Genomic DNA, 18,996 nt, shown 5'->3' with positions numbered 1-18,996 from the left:
AAAATTTAGATTAAAAAGTGATTTGGGCCCCGAACATCAACTGCATCGTCGACGGGTAATAGTTTAAGCTTGTATTTACGCCTGGATCGAGCCCATTAATGGGTACCAGGTCTGGATCGCCCCCTGTGTATTTAGTAAAGGTGTACAGGTTTCTGGCGGTGGCGTAGAACCTGGCTTTGCTGATGTATTTTGACTTAATAGGACCAGTGGTGTAGCCCAGGGCTACGTTGTCTATCTTTACGAACGAACCTGATTCAAGAAAATAATCTGATGGTATGGAAGTAGTAGCGGTATTGGTGAGTTTTGAGTATTTGCTATTGCTGTCGAATGCCGAAGAAAGCAGGTTGGCATCGGGCTGAGAAGAGGGGGTGCCAAGGTAGAAGGCTGGTGTGTTGAATATTTTATAGCCAAAGTTGCCACGCAAAAAGATGCTCAGGTCCCAGTTTTTATAGCTAAATGTATTGCCCAAGGCAGCGGTAAATTTAGGAAGGCCATTGCCTACAAATTGCTTATCGTCATTATTGGCCAAATTTCCCTTTACAATGCTGCCGTCTTTCTTGTAAACCAATAAAGTACCGGTTTCGTCGACACCTGCCGATCTAAAGGTATAGAAGGATCCAACTCTTTCTCCCTCCTGCAGGCGCTGTATCGTGCCTGGGCTGCCTGGAGCCGGCAATCCGGCGCGGTCTTGAAAAGGCGCCCCCTTGTATAAATCATTAGAAAAAGAAACGAATTTATTCTTGATAAAAGCTCCGGTAAAAACAAGGTTGTATTTAAAGTTTTCCTGGTTTACGGCACTAACGTTAAGCTGCAGTTCGATACCCGAGTTTTTAAGCGTGCCTACATTGGTATAGGTGGTAGACTGTGGATTTGGCGGCAAAGGTACATTGTAATCGCCAAGCAAATCTTTATTGGTTCTGATGTAATAATCTAGCGATCCGGTAAGCCTGCCTTTAAACAATTCAAAATCGACACCTACGTTAAAGTTGACTGCTTTTTCCCAACTCAAATAAGGATTTGCATTTTGGCTTGGACCAAAAACCTGATAAGTAGTACCGTTAAAAGGGAAATAGCCAAAACCTCCATACAATAACAATGACCTATAGTTGTCGAAATTCTGATTGCCCGTTACGCCATAATCGGCCCTTAATTTGAGGTCGTTGAGCCATGAGATCTTATTTTTAATAAATTCTTCGTCCGAAATCCGCCAGGCCGCAGATACTGCAGGAAAATTTCCCCATTTATTGTTCGGCCCAAATTTAGAGGAGCCTTCTCGCCTTAAACTGGCCGTAAGAATGTACCTGCTGTTATAGGAATAGATCAATCTCCCAAAAAAGGCAATCAGCGTAGAGCCATTTTGGGTTGAACCCACTGCGCCCTGCCCGTTGCCCTTATCGCCGCCATTAAAGGCACCAGAACCCAAATTGTTCCAAAGAAAGGTATCGAAAGGAAAATCGTAGTTGTTGGCATTAAAAGATTTGTAGTTCGATAGCGCGTAAGAATAGCCACCCAAGAGCTTAAAGCTGTTCTTGTTGATGTTCAAGGCATAATTGCCGATCCACTCTAAGTTTTTGGTGTCGTATTCTTCTTGTTGCTGAGAGGCATAATTTGTTTTAACCGTTGTATTTGAATTGACAATGCTGCTTCGGGTAGAAGGGTTAAAATTAAGATTTTTAAAAGAGCTGCCCACCTGGGAGATGGTGACCGTAGAACTTAGGTTTTCGAGGATGTTCACCTTAAGCGAGGCGCTGATATCCAATCTTTTTTGTTCCTGTTGAGATGAATTGACCAAGGCATTTTCTACCGGATTTGGCGAGAAAAAACCAGTGTTGATAAAGGCATATTTCCCCTTGTCGTCATAAATGGAAAGTGTTGGATTTAAGGTGAGCGCACTATTAAAACCACCATAATCGGCATGGTTTACCTTGCCATACCGGGGCGCAGCGGTTAAGGTTACCGTATAAATGTTATTGGCCGAAGTATGGTTGAGGTTAATCCTCGTGCCGTATTCCCTTTTATTGCCCCTAAGGTCTATGCCGCCCGCATCTCTGTAATCGGCAGAGGCGAAGTAATTCGTCTTGGCCGAACCGCCTGAGAGCTGCAAGGTATGTTTTTGTCCAAAGGCAGGCGATTTGCTTACTGCTTTTAGCCAGTCGGTATCGCCACCATAGTTCTGTCCCTGAGGTTTGTCTACGTTTACCCTGTATTTTAAGAAGTCAGCAGTTGAGAGTACCTCCAGTTTATTGGTGGTATAATCAAAACTAGCATAACCATCATAAAACAAAGTTGATTGGGAACTGCCTTTTTTGGTGGTGATAATGATTACGCCATTGCTGCCCCGTGTACCATAAATGGCAGAAGCCGCGCCACCTTTCAGCACATCGATAGACTCGATATCATTTTGGTTAATGTTATCAACGCTGCCACCAGGTACGCCATTCACAACATACAAAGGCCCCAAGCCCGCATTTCTGGAAGAAACGCCCCGCATCTGTACACTTGGTGATGAATTGGGATCGGCCGAAGACGTATTGGAAATGGTAAGCCCGGGCACCTTGCCCTGCAAAGACATCAAAGGACTATTGCCGGCAACGGCCAACAGATCTTTTGAGTCCACATGCGAAATGGCACTTGAGATCTCTCTCTTATCTAAGGTACCATAGCCCACGCTAACCACCACCACTTCCTGTAAAGTGGTTTGATCTTCTGTTAAGCTGATATTGAAAACAGTGCCTTCTTTTACGCCAATGCTTTGCGTCCTGTAGCCAATCATAGAAACAATGAGCGTATCGGCAGTTGCAGGGAGCGATAGACTAAAATTTCCCTTTGCGTCTGTAGTGGTACTGATAGCAAGGTTTTTGGCCTTGATGCCTACGCCTGGAAGCGGCGCATTGTCCTTTTTGTCGGTTACCTTTCCAGTTATGGTTTTTTGCTGTGCCATTGCAGGCAAGGCAGCAAAACTTAAACATACAAAAAGGCCCAAATGGAATAATTGTCGAAGTTTGATCATAGGTCAATAATATTTGGTTAGGTTTTTTTGCTACCTGGAAATGCAGTCAACCTTAATCGCCTTTACTGATGAATGAAAGATCAAAGCCTATAGGTATCCTGCCATCCAATGGACTGGAGCAATAATAAAAGTAAAAGACTTTGCAATGCAGTTATAGAGATGTTGTGTGGATAGGCACTTACTTGATCTTAACAATGCCTAACTTTTTGCGAATGCCGAACAATTGCCTCGGCCAAAGCAAGAAGGGCAGCTATTTATGACAGGAAAAGCCTATTGACATTAAGCGGAAATACTTAAAGAATCTGTATGCGCTTGTTTAAATCGCCTCGGTAGGCATCAGATACCGGAATAACGGCTTTGTTGATGATCAGTGATTTTCCCTCTATGGTATCTACTTTGTTAATGTTGATGAGGAAAGAGCGGTGTACCCTTACAAAAATATGGTTTGGCAATTTTTGTGCGATTGTACTGATGGAAGAGTGGATGGAATAAACCTGGTTTGAAACATGGATGCTCACATAATTGCTCTTTGCTTCCAAATACAAGATCTCATCTAATTTGATCTTTCTGATGGTGTAAGAATCGCGAATAAAGATAAATTCGCCGTTGGCAATAGGTTTGGCCGAATGATTGGCCTCAAATAAGGTTTTGGCCTTTTCAATGGCCTGATTAAACCTGGCAAGGGTAATGGGCTTAACGATATAGTCTATAATGTTGAGGTTATAGGCTTCGAGCGCATGGTCAGGCTCTGAAGTGACCATGATAATCAGGGTCTGTTTGCCCTCAAGGATTTTGGCCAATTCAAGGCCACTCATTCTGGGTAATTTAATATCGAGAAAGAGGAGGTCGATTTGCTGACTCGTAATTTCATGATAAGCGCTTACGGCATCCTCACATTCGCCAATCAGGTTGAGCGTGGGGTAGAGGCCGATCATATCTTTAATCAGCTCGCGAAAAATTACTTCATCATCAACAACCAAACAATTCATAGGGATCTTCTAATAAACAGCCTGCTATTTTAGGGTTCATTCAAATATAACAAAGTTTTGGTGCTTCCAATGTCCTGGCGCTTATTTGGATGTATTTAGGCCAATGGCAGTTCAATAAAAAAGATGGTTCCGTTATTGCCGTTGCTTTCTATCCAGATCCTGCCTCCATGTGCTTCTACAATCTGTTTGCAGATAAAGAGGCCAAGCCCAAAAGATTCTTCGCCAATTGTTCCAGTCCTGTTGGTTTCTGAAGAAAGCTGGAAGATCTCTTTTTGCATTTCCTGCGGGATGCCGATGCCGTTGTCTTGGATGCTGATCAATGCCTGCCCGGCCTTTCTTTCCAATTTGACATTGATAAGGGTGTCTTTAGGACTAAATTTGATCGCATTAATGATCAGGTTGCTCATTAGCCTCCAGATTTTTTCCCTATTCACGTTCAGGATGATTGGTGTTGTTTCGACCTTGATTTGCTGCCTCTTTTCCGCCGCTTTGTACTGGAGCAGACTTACAGAATAATGGATGAGCGTATGCATTTCAACAGCTTCTTTTGCCAACCCATCGGCTGTAGCATTCATGTTCAGCAGGTCGGCAATCATTTCCATCGCGTTGCTGCTCGATTCTTCTAGCAGCTGGACCATGTTTCGGTTCTTTTCGTTAAGATCGGTATTCCTCAATAAGGAGCCGGTTACGCCCAGGGTGGCTGCCATTGAGCCCCTAAGGTCGTGCGCCACAACCTTCATCATCCAAGTATTTTCTTTCTGGCTTTGCTCAAGGGCAACAAGCGCCTTTTGCATATCGGCATTTTGCGCATGGATTTTCCCGTTCAGCGATTTTAGCCGGGTCCTGCTGTACCATACCCCAATAATGACGAAGGCCAATATAACCGACACCAATATGGCCACCACCACCTTGCGCTCTGCCCCCAACATGTTTTTTGCAGCCACATAGGGGAGAAGGGAAGAAATTTCGACCTTGCGCGATCGCGATCCAAAGAAATCTGCACTTTCCATGGCTTCCTGCATGAAGATATAGGCGTTTTTTAGATCGCCCAACTTGTTGAACTCTTCCCCGAGCCTAAACGCGGCCGCGGTTTCCTTGGTAGAAGACCGAATGTCATTAATAGCCGCAACGAGCAATAAATCTATTTTTTGTTGGCCACTGTACAGGTCGCTTAGCATATAAGCTACCATTGCGTTTTTATGGAGGGCTATATTGTCGCTGCGCGATAAATAATTTATGTAATAGTTGTAGTTTCTGAGCCGATTGGCCTTTGTGCTGTCGGAAAACCTACCCAAAATCTCCCGCTCAAATAAGCCAGGCCTGAGCAATAATAGCACAGAATCGTTGTATTTGCTGCTTTTTTCACGATAATAAGGCGCATAGATATTATCGGCATCGTAGTCTGCCAAGCCCTCGTACAAGCGCCTGTTCATATCGTAGTATTCTCGCTTAAGCTCGTCATTTTCAAAGCGTATCGTTACTGTTCCTATGCATTCGGTTGCTTCCATGTACATTCCCGACGAAATAAGGACATTGCCCAATTTGAGCTTGGCCGTATTGATCTTTGACCGGTCATTGATTTGAAGGCCTATCCGAAGAAGCGTATGGGAGTAGACCAAGGCAGAATCTCTTTGATAGGCATAGTATTCCTTCCAAAGAGACAGGTTAAGCTGATATAGAACTTTAAGGTTGTTTTTTGGGCATGAAGCTATCGCTTTCTTGATCTTGCTGATCCGATTTTCTTTTTGCTGGTCGTAGGTTTTTTTCTTGAGCAGCTCTTCTTTAAACACAAGCAGCAGGCTGTCCTTGGCGCCGAAGGAAAAAACAGACAAATGGGCGAATAACAATCCTAAGAGTAGGATTAGCGTCTTGATGCAAACATGTTTTTTTTCTGTTTTGATCCCAGTCATAAAAATCTCCAGCTTAAGCTAAATATAATTGTTTTATGCTTACAATCTAGAGCTTGTTCCGATAATCAGCAGGAATTAGGCTTTTTTGTTTTGACGCTTTAGGGCTCGATGCTCAGCCTACTCCAATTTGGAGAATCAGGTGGCTGGTGTTGCTAGCACCTCAGGAAATGGGCTCGATGACTAGGCTTTGATCACGAAAGCCCTTAATGCAGCCATTTGGCCATCGCGAAATTTCCACACGTCGCAATAGTGATAATCGACCGTTTTGCCGTCTTCCTCCTTTAAGCTTATTTTGCCAATTGCGGTCACGAACTCACCTTCGGCAATGAGGTCTTCCACTGCGAATTTCGGTGGTTCCTTATAGGTGATGGCCATATACTGTCGTACGGCTTCCTTGCCCTTTAAGGCCCTGTCGCCTATAAATACCCATTCGGTATCTTCAGTGCAACAAGCTAAAAAGCCTTCATAGTCGCCAGCAGTGATTGCCGCATTTGCCTTTTCTAGTGTTGCTTTGTTTTTCTGTGTCATAGGGATATTTATTTGATGTGTTTGAATAGCTAATGAGTGGCTATGCTTTAGTTAAACAGCTGGCGTTATTATAAGTTTTGCTGGTTATATCCATCAAATAAAAAAAGCCTGCAAATAATTAGCTCAGTTTAATACCTGCGATTACTAATGGTAGTTATTACTTAGCTTAATATCATTAGCTTTTAATGTCATTATTTGCGGATTTAACTTTTGCTGCTCATGCAATTCGTTCGCTATTGATTCATATTGTTCAGCATCATTTATTTTTTCAAAGGCAATTCAGCTAAGAATGAGCACAATCGGCCAGTTGTATAACATTTTTGTTATATTAGCCTCCGGGAGAAGATCGGATGTCGGTATATCATACATATAATGAGGAACAATTGATCGAGTTTTTACGATCAGGTGATCATGCGGCCTTTACAGAAATCTACAATCGCTATTGGGAAAAATTGGCCGACGCTGCTTACCAGCGTTTGCATTCTCGTGAAGATGCAGAGGAAGTGGTACAAGAGGTGTTTGTAAGCCTTTATATGCGTAGAAAAGAACTCAACCCAAAATCTACTATAGAAGCCTATTTAAAAACTGCTTTAAAATTTAAGGTGATTGATGCCTACCGGGCCCAGCAACTCCATTACAACCATATTGATAAACTGATACAGGAGGGGAGCCTGCCACAATTGGCTATTGATGATCAGCTGGACATAAAAGAACTGCGGCAGCGTGTAAGAAAGGCAACAGAAAAACTGCCAGAAAAATGCCGCGAAGTTTTTATGCTGAGCCGTTTCGAACAACTATCTCTCCAAGAAATTTCGGTACGTATGGGAATTACAAAAAGTACCACAAAAAAACACTTGCATAAAGCCACCCAATTTTTAAAAGAAGAATTTAAGGGTAACCAATTTGATCTTTTATTGGTACTGCTTTTACTTTTTGCAAGATAAAATCTTTTATTTATTAAAATTATTTTATTGATAGTCAGTTGTTTATATTTTTTTATTTAAAAAAGATAGCATTTGAGTAGAACCTTCTGCCTGCTTTTACGAATAGGAGTATATGGACAGCAATGAAGAGGAATACAAAAAACATCTGTTAGAAATCATAGCTCGGTTAAAAAACGGCAAGGCAAGTGAGGCCGAAAGTCGTGAAATAGATCGGTGGTATGAAGAATCTACATCTGAAGAAAAGTATGCAGATGGGATGTCGAATGCTGAAAAGTTGCAGGCAAAGGAGAAAATGCTACAGCGGATCAACAACCGTATTTACCATGAAGCGGTTCCCGTAAAAAAAATCAGCGCTTATGCCAACTTAAAAAAATGGGCAATAGCTGCGGTTTTGTTGATGGTAGTGGGTGGAAGCCTGTTCTATTTCTTGAGCAATAAAGCACCTAAATTTGATGCGGAAGCACAAGCCCATAACATTATCCCAGGTGGAAATAAAGCAATTTTAACGCTAGAAAATGGCCAAAAAATTAGCCTCACCGATGCCCTTAATGGCCAATTGGCTACCCAAGCCGGCATCCGGATTACCAAAACAGCACAAGGCCAATTGATTTATCAGGTGGCCGAAAGTGTTCCATCAAAAATCGATGAGCCTAAGTACAATACCATAGAAGTTCCTGCTGGTGGCCAATGGCAGGCAGTGCTTTCAGATGGTACCCATATTTGGCTGAATGCACTTTCCAGTATTACTTTCCCTACAACTTTCATTGGAAAAGAAAGAAGGGTAGAAATTATGGGAGAAGCCTATTTTGAAGTTGCCAAAGATCAAGCCCACCCTTTTATTGTAAAAACGAAAACCCAGGAAGTCGAAGTGTTAGGTACCCATTTCAATATCTGTAGCTACGAAGAAGAATTGGTAACCAAAACCACTTTGTTGGAAGGAAGCATCAGGGTTTCTCCTAGTGGCAGCAATGCTTCAGAAATCTTGAAACCTGGAGAACAAGCGGTGGTTTCTAACAAGGGCATTAGTGTAAATAACACAGATGTGGAGGAAAGTGTAGCCTGGAAAAACGGATACTTTATGTTTAACAATGAAAAACAGGAAAGCATTATGCGGAAAATTTCCAGGTGGTACAATGTAGAAATTGAGTATGCCGATCCTGCAGCTAAAGAGGTAACCTATTACGGTACGGTAGGGCGCTTTGAAAAAGTAGGACAGCTTTTGCGCAAGCTAGAACAGACCGGAGAAGTAAGTTTTGAGCTTACAAAAAACAAGATCATTGTACACAAAGAAACTAAGAATAACCAAAAGGACTAACCAGCCTTTCTTAATAAACTATTAATCAAACACCTAAACTAGAAAACATGCAACAGAAACAACAAGCCACTTAAACTGACTGGGTTAACAAAAAAAAGGAGTGCCTTGGAACACCCCTTTTCAATTACCTGTTTAACCCGCTGGCAAAGCCAGCTATCGATCAAAAAATCAATTATTTCTTGGATTAACCACGAAACGCTTTTTCGCGCTTAAACAAATCAGTGTTTCGTAAAAAAACAGACTATCAAATGTATAAAATTTATACTAAAATTTTATGTACGCTTCCCGGCTACATACCAAAAACGTTATTGATGATGAAGCTAATTACGGTGATACTGCTTGCCTCGCTCATGCAAGTGAGCGCCGCTTCTTTTGGCCAACGGATTACCTTAAAGGAGAAGAACGTAACGCTCCGGAAAATGGTAAAGGAAATCAGAAAACAAACGGGCTACGATCTGTTGCTTTCTACCGATAAGATAAGCGTTGCTTCAACATTAGACGCTAATTTCGAAAATGCGACTATTGAAGAGGTAATGGGCAAAATCTTATTGGATAGAGATTTAACCTACACTATTGAAGACAGAACCATCCTGATTAAGCCCAGGCAGAAGAGCCTGATCGAAAGAATAGTCGATTACTTTACCGTAATAGAAATCAAGGGTAAGGTAACAGATGCAGATGGAAAGGGCATACCCGGCGTAAGCGTACGCGAAAAGGGCGGAACCAGCCTTGTTACAACAGGCGCCAATGGAGAATATGTAATTAAGGTAGACGACAAAGCAACCTTGGTTTTTACCTATCTGGGCTATAATTCTGTAGAGATGCCAATTAATGGGCGTACCACCATCAATGTAGAGATGAAAGAGAATGTTAACGCACTTAAACAGGTTGATATCGTTTCTACAGGCTTCCAGAATTTAAATCCGAAACTGTTTACCGGTGCGGCAACTGCAATTAAGGGCTCAGATGTAAAACAAGAAGGGATAACCGATGTAAGCCGCATGCTCGAAGGACGCGTAGCCGGTGTATCGGTGCAGAACGTTTCCGGTACATTTGGGGCAGCGCCAAAAATGCGTATTCGTGGTGCTACTTCTATTACCGGCGAAAATAAGCCGCTTTGGGTAATTGACGGAGTAATATTAGAAGATATCGTTAATATTTCTAACGAACAACTCTCCTCAGGTGATGCCAGTACCTTGATCGGTTCGTCTGTTGCAGGATTGAACGCTGATGATATCGAAACCTTTAACATCCTGAAAGATGCTTCTGCAACTGCACAATATGGTGCAAGAGCCATGAACGGGGTAATTGTAATTACCACAAAGAAAGGGCGGATAGGTAATCCGATAGTAACCTATACGGGAAATTTTTCTACCTATCTCAAGCCAAACTATAACCAGTTCAATATCATGAATTCTGCTGATCAGATGTCGGTAAATGCAGAACTGGCAAGAAAAGGTTGGCTGAACCATGCCGATGCCGCCAACCAGATCAATGGTGGGGTTTTTACCAAAATGTACCAGTTAACGGATACGTTTGATCCGGCAACCGGCACTTTTGGCTTGGATAATACACAAGAAGCCAGAGAAAATTTCTTAAGCCGCTACGCCAGGGCCAACACCAATTGGTTCGACGTTTTGTTTAAGAATTCATTATTGCAAGAGCATGCAATCAGTATTTCAACCGGAACAGAAAAATCGCAGGTCTATTTTTCTACCAGTTATTTGAACGATAATGGCTGGGCCATGGGCAATGAAGTAGAAAGGTACACAGCTAACCTGAATGCGAACTTTAACCTGACCAAGAAGCTAACAGTAAACTTTATTACTACAGGCTCTATCAGAAATCAAGCTGCGCCAAATACGGTAACCCGCGCAAGTAACCCAGTAGAGGGCAAATACTCGAGAGATTTTGACATTAATCCTTTCAGCTATGCCTTAAATACCAGTCGTACGCTTACTGCTTTTGATGAGCAGGGCAACAGGGAGTTCTTTACCAGAAATCTGGCACCATTCAATATCCTCACTGAGCTGGAAAACAACACTTTAGATTTGAGTGTGGTAGATTTTAAACTGCAGGGTGGTGTGAAGTATGACATTACTAAAGAGTTGAAATTTGAAAGCTTGGGTTCTTTGAGGTATGTAAAATCTACTTCCGAAGGAAAGGTAAGAGAGAATTCGAATATGGCCAATGCCTACAGGGCTATGGGCACAACGGAGATTATGGACAAAAACCGTTTCTTGTACCGTAATCCTGATAATCCGGATCTGCAACCAATTTCTATTCTCCCTTACGGTGGTTTTTACAACCCATCTGATGATTTCTTGAAGGCCTATACGGTTCGAAACTCCTTAGAATTTAATAAAACCATCAACCAGGATCACCTGATGAACTTTTATGTGGCCCAGGATATTCGTATTGCCAATCGTCAGTACAGGTCGTCTACAGGCTATGGTTATCAGTTTGACAAGGGTGGAGTGCCTTTTATCGATCCAAATGCCATTAAACAGGCTGTTGAAGGTAATCAGGCCTACTATGCCATGGGAAATAAATACGATCGCTTTATAGCCTTTTTAGCTAGGGGAGCCTATTCTTACAAGGGTAAATACAGCTTTAACGCTACAGCTCGCTACGATGGCTCCAACAAATTGGGCAAGTCGACAACGGCCCGCTGGCTGCCAACCTGGAATGTTTCTGGTGCCTGGAACATCGATACCGAAAGTTTCATGACCGAAGACATCAAAAAGACACTGAACAGGGCAACCCTGCGTGCTACCTATGGTTTAGTGGCAAGTATTGGTGCGGCAACCAATTCTAGCGTAATTTTCAGCAATGGCAGCCCATACCGCCCAACCCTGCGCGATTTGGAATCTATCCTCCGTATCGAAAGTTTGGGAAATGACGACCTCACTTGGGAAAAGCAATATGAAACCAACATTGGTTTAGATTTAGGCTTTTTTGGCGATAAACTAAACCTTGTGGTCGATGTTTACAAAAGGAAAGGGTTTGACCTCATCAGTCCCTACCGCACAACCAGTATCGGCGGCCAGTACATTAAAAATGTGAACTATGCCGATATGGAAACAAAAGGTATCGAAGCTACCTTGAGCGGCGCAGTAGTCAACACGAAAGATTGGGGCTGGAGAACCAACCTGAATTTTGGCTACAATAAAAACAAGGTTACCCGTTTGTTAGGCGGACAAAGAACCATATTTGAACTGGCTGCAAATGACGGTGGACCAATGCAAGGCTTCCCATACAGGGGATTGTATTCTATCGATTTTCAAGGCCTTAACCATGATACGGGTAATCCCGAGTTTATCAATGAGAAGGGCGTGCGGAGCGGAAATGTAGATCTTCAGTCTCAACAAACCCAATACATGAAATATGAAGGTCCAACCGATCCGAAATTAACCGGAGGTTTTTCTAATCAGCTCCGTTACAAGAACTTTACCTTTAGTGCCTTGTTTACTTTCGCAACGGGTAATGTAGTGAGATTGAGACCGATCTTTGCCACTTCTTATTCAGATCTGGATGCCTTGCCTCTAGAGTTTAAAAGAAGATGGACATTGCCGGGCGATGAGCTCACTACCAACATTCCTTCTATTCCAAGCCGTTACAATGCCAACGATATATCGGGTACCTATCCTTATAACAACTATAACTATTCAAGTGCCAGGGTGGCCAAAGGCGACTTTCTGAAGTTGAAGACAGTAACAGTTGGCTATAACCTGCCGGTAAAATGGATTGGAACTATTGGTGCCAAAAACGCATCTCTTACGGTAGTAGCCAATAATTTTTGGCTGATTTACGCCGATAAAAAACTGAACGGCCAAGATCCCGAGTTTTTTGAATCAGGCGGGGTTGCCCTTCCTATCCCAAGGCAATATACCTTATCTCTTAAAGTTGGTTTTTAAAAATATTCGATATGAAAAAATACTTATTTCTATTATTGCTTACGGCGCTGAGCTTTAGTGCCTGTAAAAAGTTTCTGGACCACCAGCCAGACGACAGAACGGAATTGAATGGCGATCCTGTTAAAATTGGTGAATTAGTGGCTACAGCCTATCCAAAGGGAAGTTATATCACTTTCGCTGAGGCCATGTCTGACAATGCTTACGACAAGGGTTTGCTCGATCAGGTGGAAGTGAATGCCTTTCCATGGCAATACATCGATCAGGATAAAACAGATGACGATACTCCCAATAATTATTGGCAGAGCTGTTATGCAGCAATTTCTGCGGCTAACCATGGTTTAGCGGCTATAAAAGAGGCGGGAGATGGCCCCAAATTTTCGGCAATCAAAGGTGAGGCTTTATTGGCAAGAGCTTACGCACATTTTATGCTGGTTACCTTATTTGCCAAACCCTACGATGCTAGCACTGCAGCTACCGACCTGGGGATACCTTATGTAACCAAACCCGAAACTATTGTAGAAGGTACTTATACCAGAGGCACAGTAGCATCTGTTTACGATCAGATTGAGAAAGACCTGTTAGAGGGGCTTCCATTGCTTCGCAACGAATCTTACAAAGGCAGAGACGTTTGGCATTTCAGCACCACTGCCGCCAATGCATTTGCCTCGAGGTTTTATCTTTTCAAAAAGAACTATCCAAAAGTAATTGAGTATGCAAATGCAGCATTCCCGGGAACTTCTATTTCAAACAATATGAGGCCATGGAACTCTAGCTATAGCGTTTTAGCTTATTACGAATTTCAGTCGCAATACAACAGCTCTACAGAGCCTTCAAACCTGTTGCTGGCAGAAGCCAGGAGCAATTGGGGAGCTACTTTTCCAGGTTACTGTTATGGATTTGACAATACCATGCTCACTTTTATGGGCAGAAGTCCAATTGGAGGAACTTTGGTTTTTACAAGCAAGGTATTCGGTGGCACGCCAGATGTTTACAATATGCCAAAATACCGCACGCAAGAAGTTAAAACAGGTTTAAATGCAAATACCTATGAGGCTTACAATATGGTTAACCTCTTTAATGCCGAAGAAGTGCTGTTTAACCGTGCCGAGGCCAATGCAAATTTGGGCAATAATGCTGCGGTAGGGCAGGATATGGATATCTACCTGTCAAAACGGATTCGCTCGTACAGTGCAACTACCCATAAGTTTACAGATGCCAAAGCACAGGCTGCCTTCGCTACTTTGCCACTTAAAGACGCGCTTATTTCTTGTGTGCTCGACTATAAAAAGAAAGAGTTTGTATTTGAGGGGCTGAGGTGGCTGGATATCTTGCGTTTGAAGATACCGGTTAAACATGCTTCCAGAAATGGCAAGATCAATATAACCTTGGGGCCAGATGATCCTAGAAGGTCTTTACAGCTGCCAAAAGAGGTAATTGCCTATGGCCTAACCGCCAATCCAAGATAATTTTAATCATTAAATTTTATGATCATGAAAACAAGATTTTTAATAGTATTTATGGCAGTTGTTGGTCTTTCAACATTTTATGGCTGTAAAAAAGACGACCCAATTGGCCCAGTTGACTTAACGGGCCTGGGCGGAGATAAATGGACAAAAAACGATTTTGATGTATGGATAGCCGAAAACCTGACCAAGCCTTACAATATAGAGGTAAAGTACAAATGGGACGGAACCGAGGTGGCCATGGGTTATAATCTGGTGCCTATATTGGAAGCTAATGTAATTCCGGTGCTAACTGCGGCCAAACTAGGGTGGATAAATCCATACGATAAAGTGGCAGGCATCAATTTCATGAAGAAATATAGCCAAAAGGAAGTGGTACTTGTAGGTACCGGACAATGGCTTTCTAATGGAACCCGGATCATCGGCGCGGCAGAAGGCGGTCGGAAGATATCTATTCTGGAGGTTAACAAGTTCGATAAAAAGAATGTAGCCGTTGTACAGGAGATGTTGCATACCATGCACCACGAGTTTGGACACATTATGAACCAGAACATTCCGGTTACGCTCGATTATCAACGCATAACCCCAGATGGCTATGAGGCAACCTGGTTTAACTTTAGCGATGCCGAGGTAAGGGAAATGGGATTTATTACAGCCTACTCGCGTGCCAGTAAAGACGAAGATTTTGTAGAAATGCTATCCATGATGCTAACCTTAGGCAAAACGAAGTATGAGGCTATTCTTACAGGCATCAAATCGGCAGATGCAGTAGCTAAGCTGCGCAAAAAAGAAGCGATTGTTCGAGCCTATATAAAAGGTTCGTTCGGTATAGATTTCGATGCCTTGCAAACAGCAGTTCAGGAAGGAATGATAGAGATCTCAAAATAAAACAAAGTATAAATCAAGTTGATGGTAATTCATCTCATTGACAATAAAATTATTAAAATGAAAAAATATATATGCTATATGATTGGGTTGATTTTGACTTTGTCAGCCTGCAAGAAATTTGAGGACGCGCCTAAGGATACGGTTGATACGCGTCTAAATGAAAAGATGTCCGACTATCAAGCGCAATTGGTATCAAGCCAATTTGGTTGGAAGGGCTATTTGCAGACGGCATCAAAAATACCGCTGATTTTTACCTTTAAGTTCGATGACAAGAATAGGGTAGTAATGACAGCCAATTATAAAACTGGCAGTCCAGAAAGCTCTTATCGCTTAAAGGCCTTGCAGCAGCCTACCTTAATTTTTGATACCTATTCCTTGTTGCATCTGTTGTCCGATCCCGATCCAAATGTTTTTAATGGAGATGCTGGAGCAGGCTATTCTTCAGACTTTGAGTTTGGCGTGGTAGCCTCAAGTGCAGATACCATCCATATGGTGGGACTTACCAATAAAAGCAAATTAACCCTCATCAGAGCTACGGCTAATGTAACGATTGCCGATATTTTTAAAGAAAAAGATGCTTTAGAGAATACTTTTGGTTTATTGAGAACCTACTTTAAACGCGTTAACATTGGAGGAACCGAATGTGAAGTTAACCTCAATGCCAACTCAAGGTTGTTCACTGCGAGCTATCTGGATGGAGGTGTTTTAAAAACGACAAGCAGTATTTATTATGTGAGCGGTACCAGCATTGGCTTTTTCGATCCTCTTGAAATTGGAAAGACTAAAGTATCAAGCATCAGCAGTATTGTTTTCGATGCAGGATCGAACTTAATCAAAGGGCGATTAAACGGCAGCGAAATACAGATTAAAGAAGCAAATGCCCCATTGCAGTATAATAAAGGCGATGCGCCTAATTTTTTACTTCCACATATTGTGAATGGCATTTTTGGACCTTCCAATCAGTCTTGGTGGGAATCTACTACCGGTTTTACCATAGATGGAAAAGTTGACGCGTATAACATCAAAGGCATTACCGGCTTTACTGACTTGGATTATTATGTATCTGGAACAAATATCGGAACTTTTGTATGCTATGTTGGTCGTAACTATTCTTATTACTACAAGCTTAGCTCTGTAATATCACCTGATGGATACCTGATCAATACGGTAACTTCTACGGTTGGAAGCACAACCAGTGCACCTGCTAAAACTACAATCGATAATACTACCCAGGCATTTACAGATGGGAGAGGGTTTTATGTAATCCGTGTTGGAAGTGGCTTTGATATAGTAGCCGTTAAAGATGCCCGAAGCTGGATCAGTTTTGAATAAAAAAATTGGCATTAGTTTATACGAGACTAATGCCAATACTTAGGATCCTACATCTACAAATTAATCCTCATACAGTTTCTAGTTAATGATTTGCGGTAAGATGGATGTCTTGCCGCATTTCTTAATTTAGGCTAATCGGTTCCTTGTTAACCAGAAAAATTAACAAATAGCGTAACTCACCTATGATAACTTTAATAACAATGGAAAATTTTTCTGATCAAATTGTTGGAACGCAAACTAACGCGCCTGAAATAACTGAAAATTAAAATCATTGTAAATATTAAGATATATTGCGTTTGGACTGAAATACTTGCTTGTAAAAACAAAAAACCACCCCTAATCTTCATTAAAGGTGGCTTCAAATATTTAGTGTTCCCGAAGGGATTCGAACTCCCATCATCAGAACCGGAATCTGACATTTTATTAAATGAATTATTAAAAATTGATTTTTTACTTAATAAATTGGTCAGAAATTGTAAGTAAAAGGATGAGGGGAGAATTTTGTCTCAGGTTAAAAGAGATGTCAAATCAGTATATTTAGCCTTAATGAAGAATATTTTTGATTTCAATAATACCTATGCGGGAAGTATTCAGACCGAAACTTCGCAATATCCATGTTCGCTTTCCTTTTCCAGCACCAATAGTATTGTGTTTTCGATTATCCTGGAAAACAACCCTATGAAAGCAAATAGCTTAAAGAGCTTTTCCGGTTATGTTTCGACTGAAAGCGGGATAAAAAACTTCAAAGCCCTGGATGTGTTTCTGATATCGGAACAGACAACATGGAACACTTATTCTAAAATTCAATTTGTGGCCAACACATTATTGGTAACCGATGAAATAAATGATATCAACAACAAATATTTTGCTCAGACAAACATTGTATTTAACGAATTATCAAAAATTGGGAATTTTGCTCATGTAGAAAAAATTGATTTACAAGGAAATAGTTTTAAGCTGGTTCAGGAATTCGAAGATGTGGCATTCTCAGAAGATACAAATCTGGAGAACCACGTTAGTTGGATGCATAAAAGATCAGATCCCAAAATTTTCTCCGTATTGCTCGAACCTTATTTTGCTAAAAAGTTAAAAACCAAGGTAACATATAAGGAAATAGGGAGCATTGTATTTGAATTAGGCTGGTTTATACAATTATTGTTTAATATCAGGCAAGTGGCCAGCGATATTATATTGTTTGATACGCCTGTGGGGGAAATGCAAGAGGGAAGAAATAAATTCCAGTTCTACTTTTTCAATAAGGAAATCATCTCTGCAAAAAGAAATGCCGAACCAGTTCCCTCTGGGCACCTTATCTATAAATTGGAGGATATTCAGCACGATATCAGAGAATATTATAACAATTGGACTGCTTTTGATCAACGTCAAAAACTAATCTGCAGGCTGTTTTTTAACGAAATAAACTCAAAGGAAGATATACTGGATGACCGTTTTAAAAATCTTTGTGCAATTATTCAGGGATTGGAAGTCATGGGCCATACTGTTAAGATCCCAGACGTAAAGGGAGACATGAATAAAAAACTTAGAAATGCAACTGATATAACCTTAGAAACACTATTCTCAGAGTTTTTTGATATACAATATCTCTATAAGCTGTATGATAAAATAGCAATCCAAAGAGATCACTACCAGCATTTAAGCAAGCGTTTGACATGTGATCTGAGTGTTAACCCAAAACACATAAGAAGTATAAACTCTTTATTGCAGACAATTATAAGGTATCACCTGTTAAAGGCAATTGGCTTAGATGTCGTTAAGGTTGTTAAATTGATAAAGCAGGACATTGTTGGCTTCAAATCGGGTCTGTTGAGTATTAGAGTTACCTTTACACAGTTATAAAAAAATAAAAGATGAAATATTCATTTTTAAGGCCATGGCTCAATGGAAAATATATTTTGCCAAGTCTGACTGACCTAAATCAAGCCGAACCGGATTTAGAATTTGTATGGTTAGCCATAAATTATCAGCAACCGTTTCATAAAATCAATGAAAATAAAATACTGGGTTTAGCCGAGGCATGGGATCTAAACAGAACTTATGTTGAAAAGGCAATAAAGCTTGTTCCGCAATATATTGACGGTATATCACTCGATACAGAAGACAGATGGAATATCTTGGAAGAATTGGGTGAGCCGCCGGATGTATCACATCCAATTTACATAATAACTATTAGTGATGTGAAAAGCGAAGAGGTTGTTTATGTTGGTAAGTCGGCATCAAATCATTCCCGATTTAACGGAGGGCATTCAACAGCAATTAAACTGCTTGATCCGAAATATAATGCATTTGAAAAGAATGTCTATCTCTGCCAAATTATGCTATATAACCGGGAGCATGCCTATTTGCCCCTTGAGTTTGTCGGAGATAAAGATTTCTCTCATCAATTACTTGATGATGTTGAGAGCATACTGATCAATAAATTCAGGCCTATTTTTAATAGCAAAAAAACAAAAAAATTTAAGACCAGGCATCATTTTAGGGTGCAGATCCAGAATGAATTTTCAGACAGCTTTATCAAAAATGGTGAGTATATCGGTCATTAATAAAAAAATCCTGACCATTATAGTCAGGATTTGGTGTTCCCGAAGGGATTCGAACCCCCATCATCAGAACCGGAATCTGACATTCTATCCATTGAACTACGAGAACAGAACGGCAAATATAGCTAATCAAGTTCTTAAT

At 41.2% G+C, this 18,996-nt stretch carries 12 protein-coding genes and 1 tRNA gene; 8 read left to right on the top strand and 5 right to left on the bottom strand.

Annotated features, from left to right (window positions below):
* Positions 1 to 10 precede the first annotated feature (10 nt).
* From AC570H_RS10630 to AC570H_RS10615, 4 genes are all read right to left on the bottom strand, one after another.
* Positions 11 to 3,010 carry a SusC/RagA family TonB-linked outer membrane protein gene (locus AC570H_RS10630; RefSeq protein WP_497354502.1) on the bottom strand — a complete coding sequence of 1,000 codons (3,000 nt, stop codon included), beginning with the start codon at positions 3,008 to 3,010 and terminating at the stop codon, positions 11 to 13.
* 293 nt (positions 3,011 to 3,303) lie between these two features.
* A complete protein-coding gene (locus tag AC570H_RS10625) occupies positions 3,304 to 3,999 on the bottom strand; it encodes a LytR/AlgR family response regulator transcription factor (protein WP_497354500.1) in 696 nt (231 codons plus the stop codon).
* Between the two features lie 95 nt (positions 4,000 to 4,094).
* A complete protein-coding gene (locus AC570H_RS10620; protein WP_497354498.1) occupies positions 4,095 to 5,909 on the bottom strand; it encodes a SusR-related protein in 1,815 nt (604 codons plus the stop codon).
* 180 nt (positions 5,910 to 6,089) lie between these two features.
* A complete protein-coding gene (locus AC570H_RS10615) occupies positions 6,090 to 6,437 on the bottom strand; it encodes a nuclear transport factor 2 family protein (protein ID WP_497354496.1) in 348 nt (115 codons plus the stop codon).
* Positions 6,438 to 6,787: 350 nt separating this feature from the next.
* Between AC570H_RS10615 and AC570H_RS10610 the strand changes: the two genes are divergently transcribed.
* From AC570H_RS10610 to AC570H_RS10575, 8 genes are all read left to right on the top strand, one after another.
* Positions 6,788 to 7,381: an RNA polymerase sigma factor gene (locus AC570H_RS10610; RefSeq protein WP_497354494.1), complete on the top strand. Its 594-nt coding sequence runs from the start codon at positions 6,788 to 6,790 to the stop codon at positions 7,379 to 7,381.
* Between the two features lie 112 nt (positions 7,382 to 7,493).
* On the top strand, positions 7,494 to 8,696 hold the full coding sequence (locus AC570H_RS10605) for a FecR family protein (protein ID WP_497354492.1): 1,203 nt from the start codon (positions 7,494 to 7,496) through the stop codon (positions 8,694 to 8,696).
* A gap of 311 nt (positions 8,697 to 9,007) precedes the next feature.
* Positions 9,008 to 12,613: a SusC/RagA family TonB-linked outer membrane protein gene (locus AC570H_RS10600; RefSeq protein ID WP_497354490.1), complete on the top strand. Its 3,606-nt coding sequence runs from the start codon at positions 9,008 to 9,010 to the stop codon at positions 12,611 to 12,613.
* An 11-nt stretch (positions 12,614 to 12,624) separates the two neighbouring features.
* On the top strand, positions 12,625 to 14,079 hold the full coding sequence (locus tag AC570H_RS10595; protein WP_497354488.1) for a RagB/SusD family nutrient uptake outer membrane protein: 1,455 nt from the start codon (positions 12,625 to 12,627) through the stop codon (positions 14,077 to 14,079).
* A gap of 24 nt (positions 14,080 to 14,103) precedes the next feature.
* Entirely contained in the window at positions 14,104 to 14,964 is an 861-nt protein-coding gene (locus AC570H_RS10590) for a zinc-binding metallopeptidase (RefSeq protein WP_497354486.1), read from the top strand.
* 57 nt (positions 14,965 to 15,021) lie between these two features.
* Positions 15,022 to 16,296, top strand: a complete 1,275-nt coding sequence (locus AC570H_RS10585) for a DUF4302 domain-containing protein (RefSeq protein ID WP_497354484.1) — start codon at positions 15,022 to 15,024, stop codon at positions 16,294 to 16,296.
* A gap of 546 nt (positions 16,297 to 16,842) precedes the next feature.
* Positions 16,843 to 18,153 (top strand): hypothetical protein, encoded by a 1,311-nt coding sequence (locus tag AC570H_RS10580; protein WP_497354482.1) that lies wholly within the window; start codon positions 16,843 to 16,845, stop codon positions 18,151 to 18,153.
* A gap of 11 nt (positions 18,154 to 18,164) precedes the next feature.
* Positions 18,165 to 18,857 carry a GIY-YIG nuclease family protein gene (locus tag AC570H_RS10575; RefSeq protein WP_497354480.1) on the top strand — a complete coding sequence of 231 codons (693 nt, stop codon included), beginning with the start codon at positions 18,165 to 18,167 and terminating at the stop codon, positions 18,855 to 18,857.
* Positions 18,858 to 18,888: 31 nt separating this feature from the next.
* On the opposite strand, the gene AC570H_RS10570 is transcribed toward AC570H_RS10575, so the two are convergent.
* Positions 18,889 to 18,963: transfer RNA gene (locus AC570H_RS10570), tRNA-Arg, on the bottom strand.
* Between the last annotated feature and the right edge of the window lie 33 nt (positions 18,964 to 18,996).

The organism is Pedobacter sp. B4419 (assembly GCF_059693725.1).
This window is presented reverse-complemented; position numbering and strand designations above follow the sequence as displayed.

Bases quoted from the DNA above. Each gene is read 5' to 3' on its own strand.
- AC570H_RS10630 (WP_497354502.1), bottom strand. From the start codon at position 3,010: ATGATCAAACTTCGACAATTATTCCATTTGGGCCTTTTTGTATGTTTA.
- AC570H_RS10625 (WP_497354500.1), bottom strand. From the start codon at position 3,999: ATGAATTGTTTGGTTGTTGATGATGAAGTAATTTTTCGCGAGCTGATT.
- AC570H_RS10620 (WP_497354498.1), bottom strand. From the start codon at position 5,909: ATGACTGGGATCAAAACAGAAAAAAAACATGTTTGCATCAAGACGCTA.
- AC570H_RS10615 (WP_497354496.1), bottom strand. From the start codon at position 6,437: ATGACACAGAAAAACAAAGCAACACTAGAAAAGGCAAATGCGGCAATC.
- AC570H_RS10610 (WP_497354494.1), top strand. From the start codon at position 6,788: ATGTCGGTATATCATACATATAATGAGGAACAATTGATCGAGTTTTTA.
- AC570H_RS10605 (WP_497354492.1), top strand. From the start codon at position 7,494: ATGGACAGCAATGAAGAGGAATACAAAAAACATCTGTTAGAAATCATA.
- AC570H_RS10600 (WP_497354490.1), top strand. From the start codon at position 9,008: ATGATGAAGCTAATTACGGTGATACTGCTTGCCTCGCTCATGCAAGTG.
- AC570H_RS10595 (WP_497354488.1), top strand. From the start codon at position 12,625: ATGAAAAAATACTTATTTCTATTATTGCTTACGGCGCTGAGCTTTAGT.
- AC570H_RS10590 (WP_497354486.1), top strand. From the start codon at position 14,104: ATGAAAACAAGATTTTTAATAGTATTTATGGCAGTTGTTGGTCTTTCA.
- AC570H_RS10585 (WP_497354484.1), top strand. From the start codon at position 15,022: ATGAAAAAATATATATGCTATATGATTGGGTTGATTTTGACTTTGTCA.
- AC570H_RS10580 (WP_497354482.1), top strand. From the start codon at position 16,843: ATGAAGAATATTTTTGATTTCAATAATACCTATGCGGGAAGTATTCAG.
- AC570H_RS10575 (WP_497354480.1), top strand. From the start codon at position 18,165: ATGAAATATTCATTTTTAAGGCCATGGCTCAATGGAAAATATATTTTG.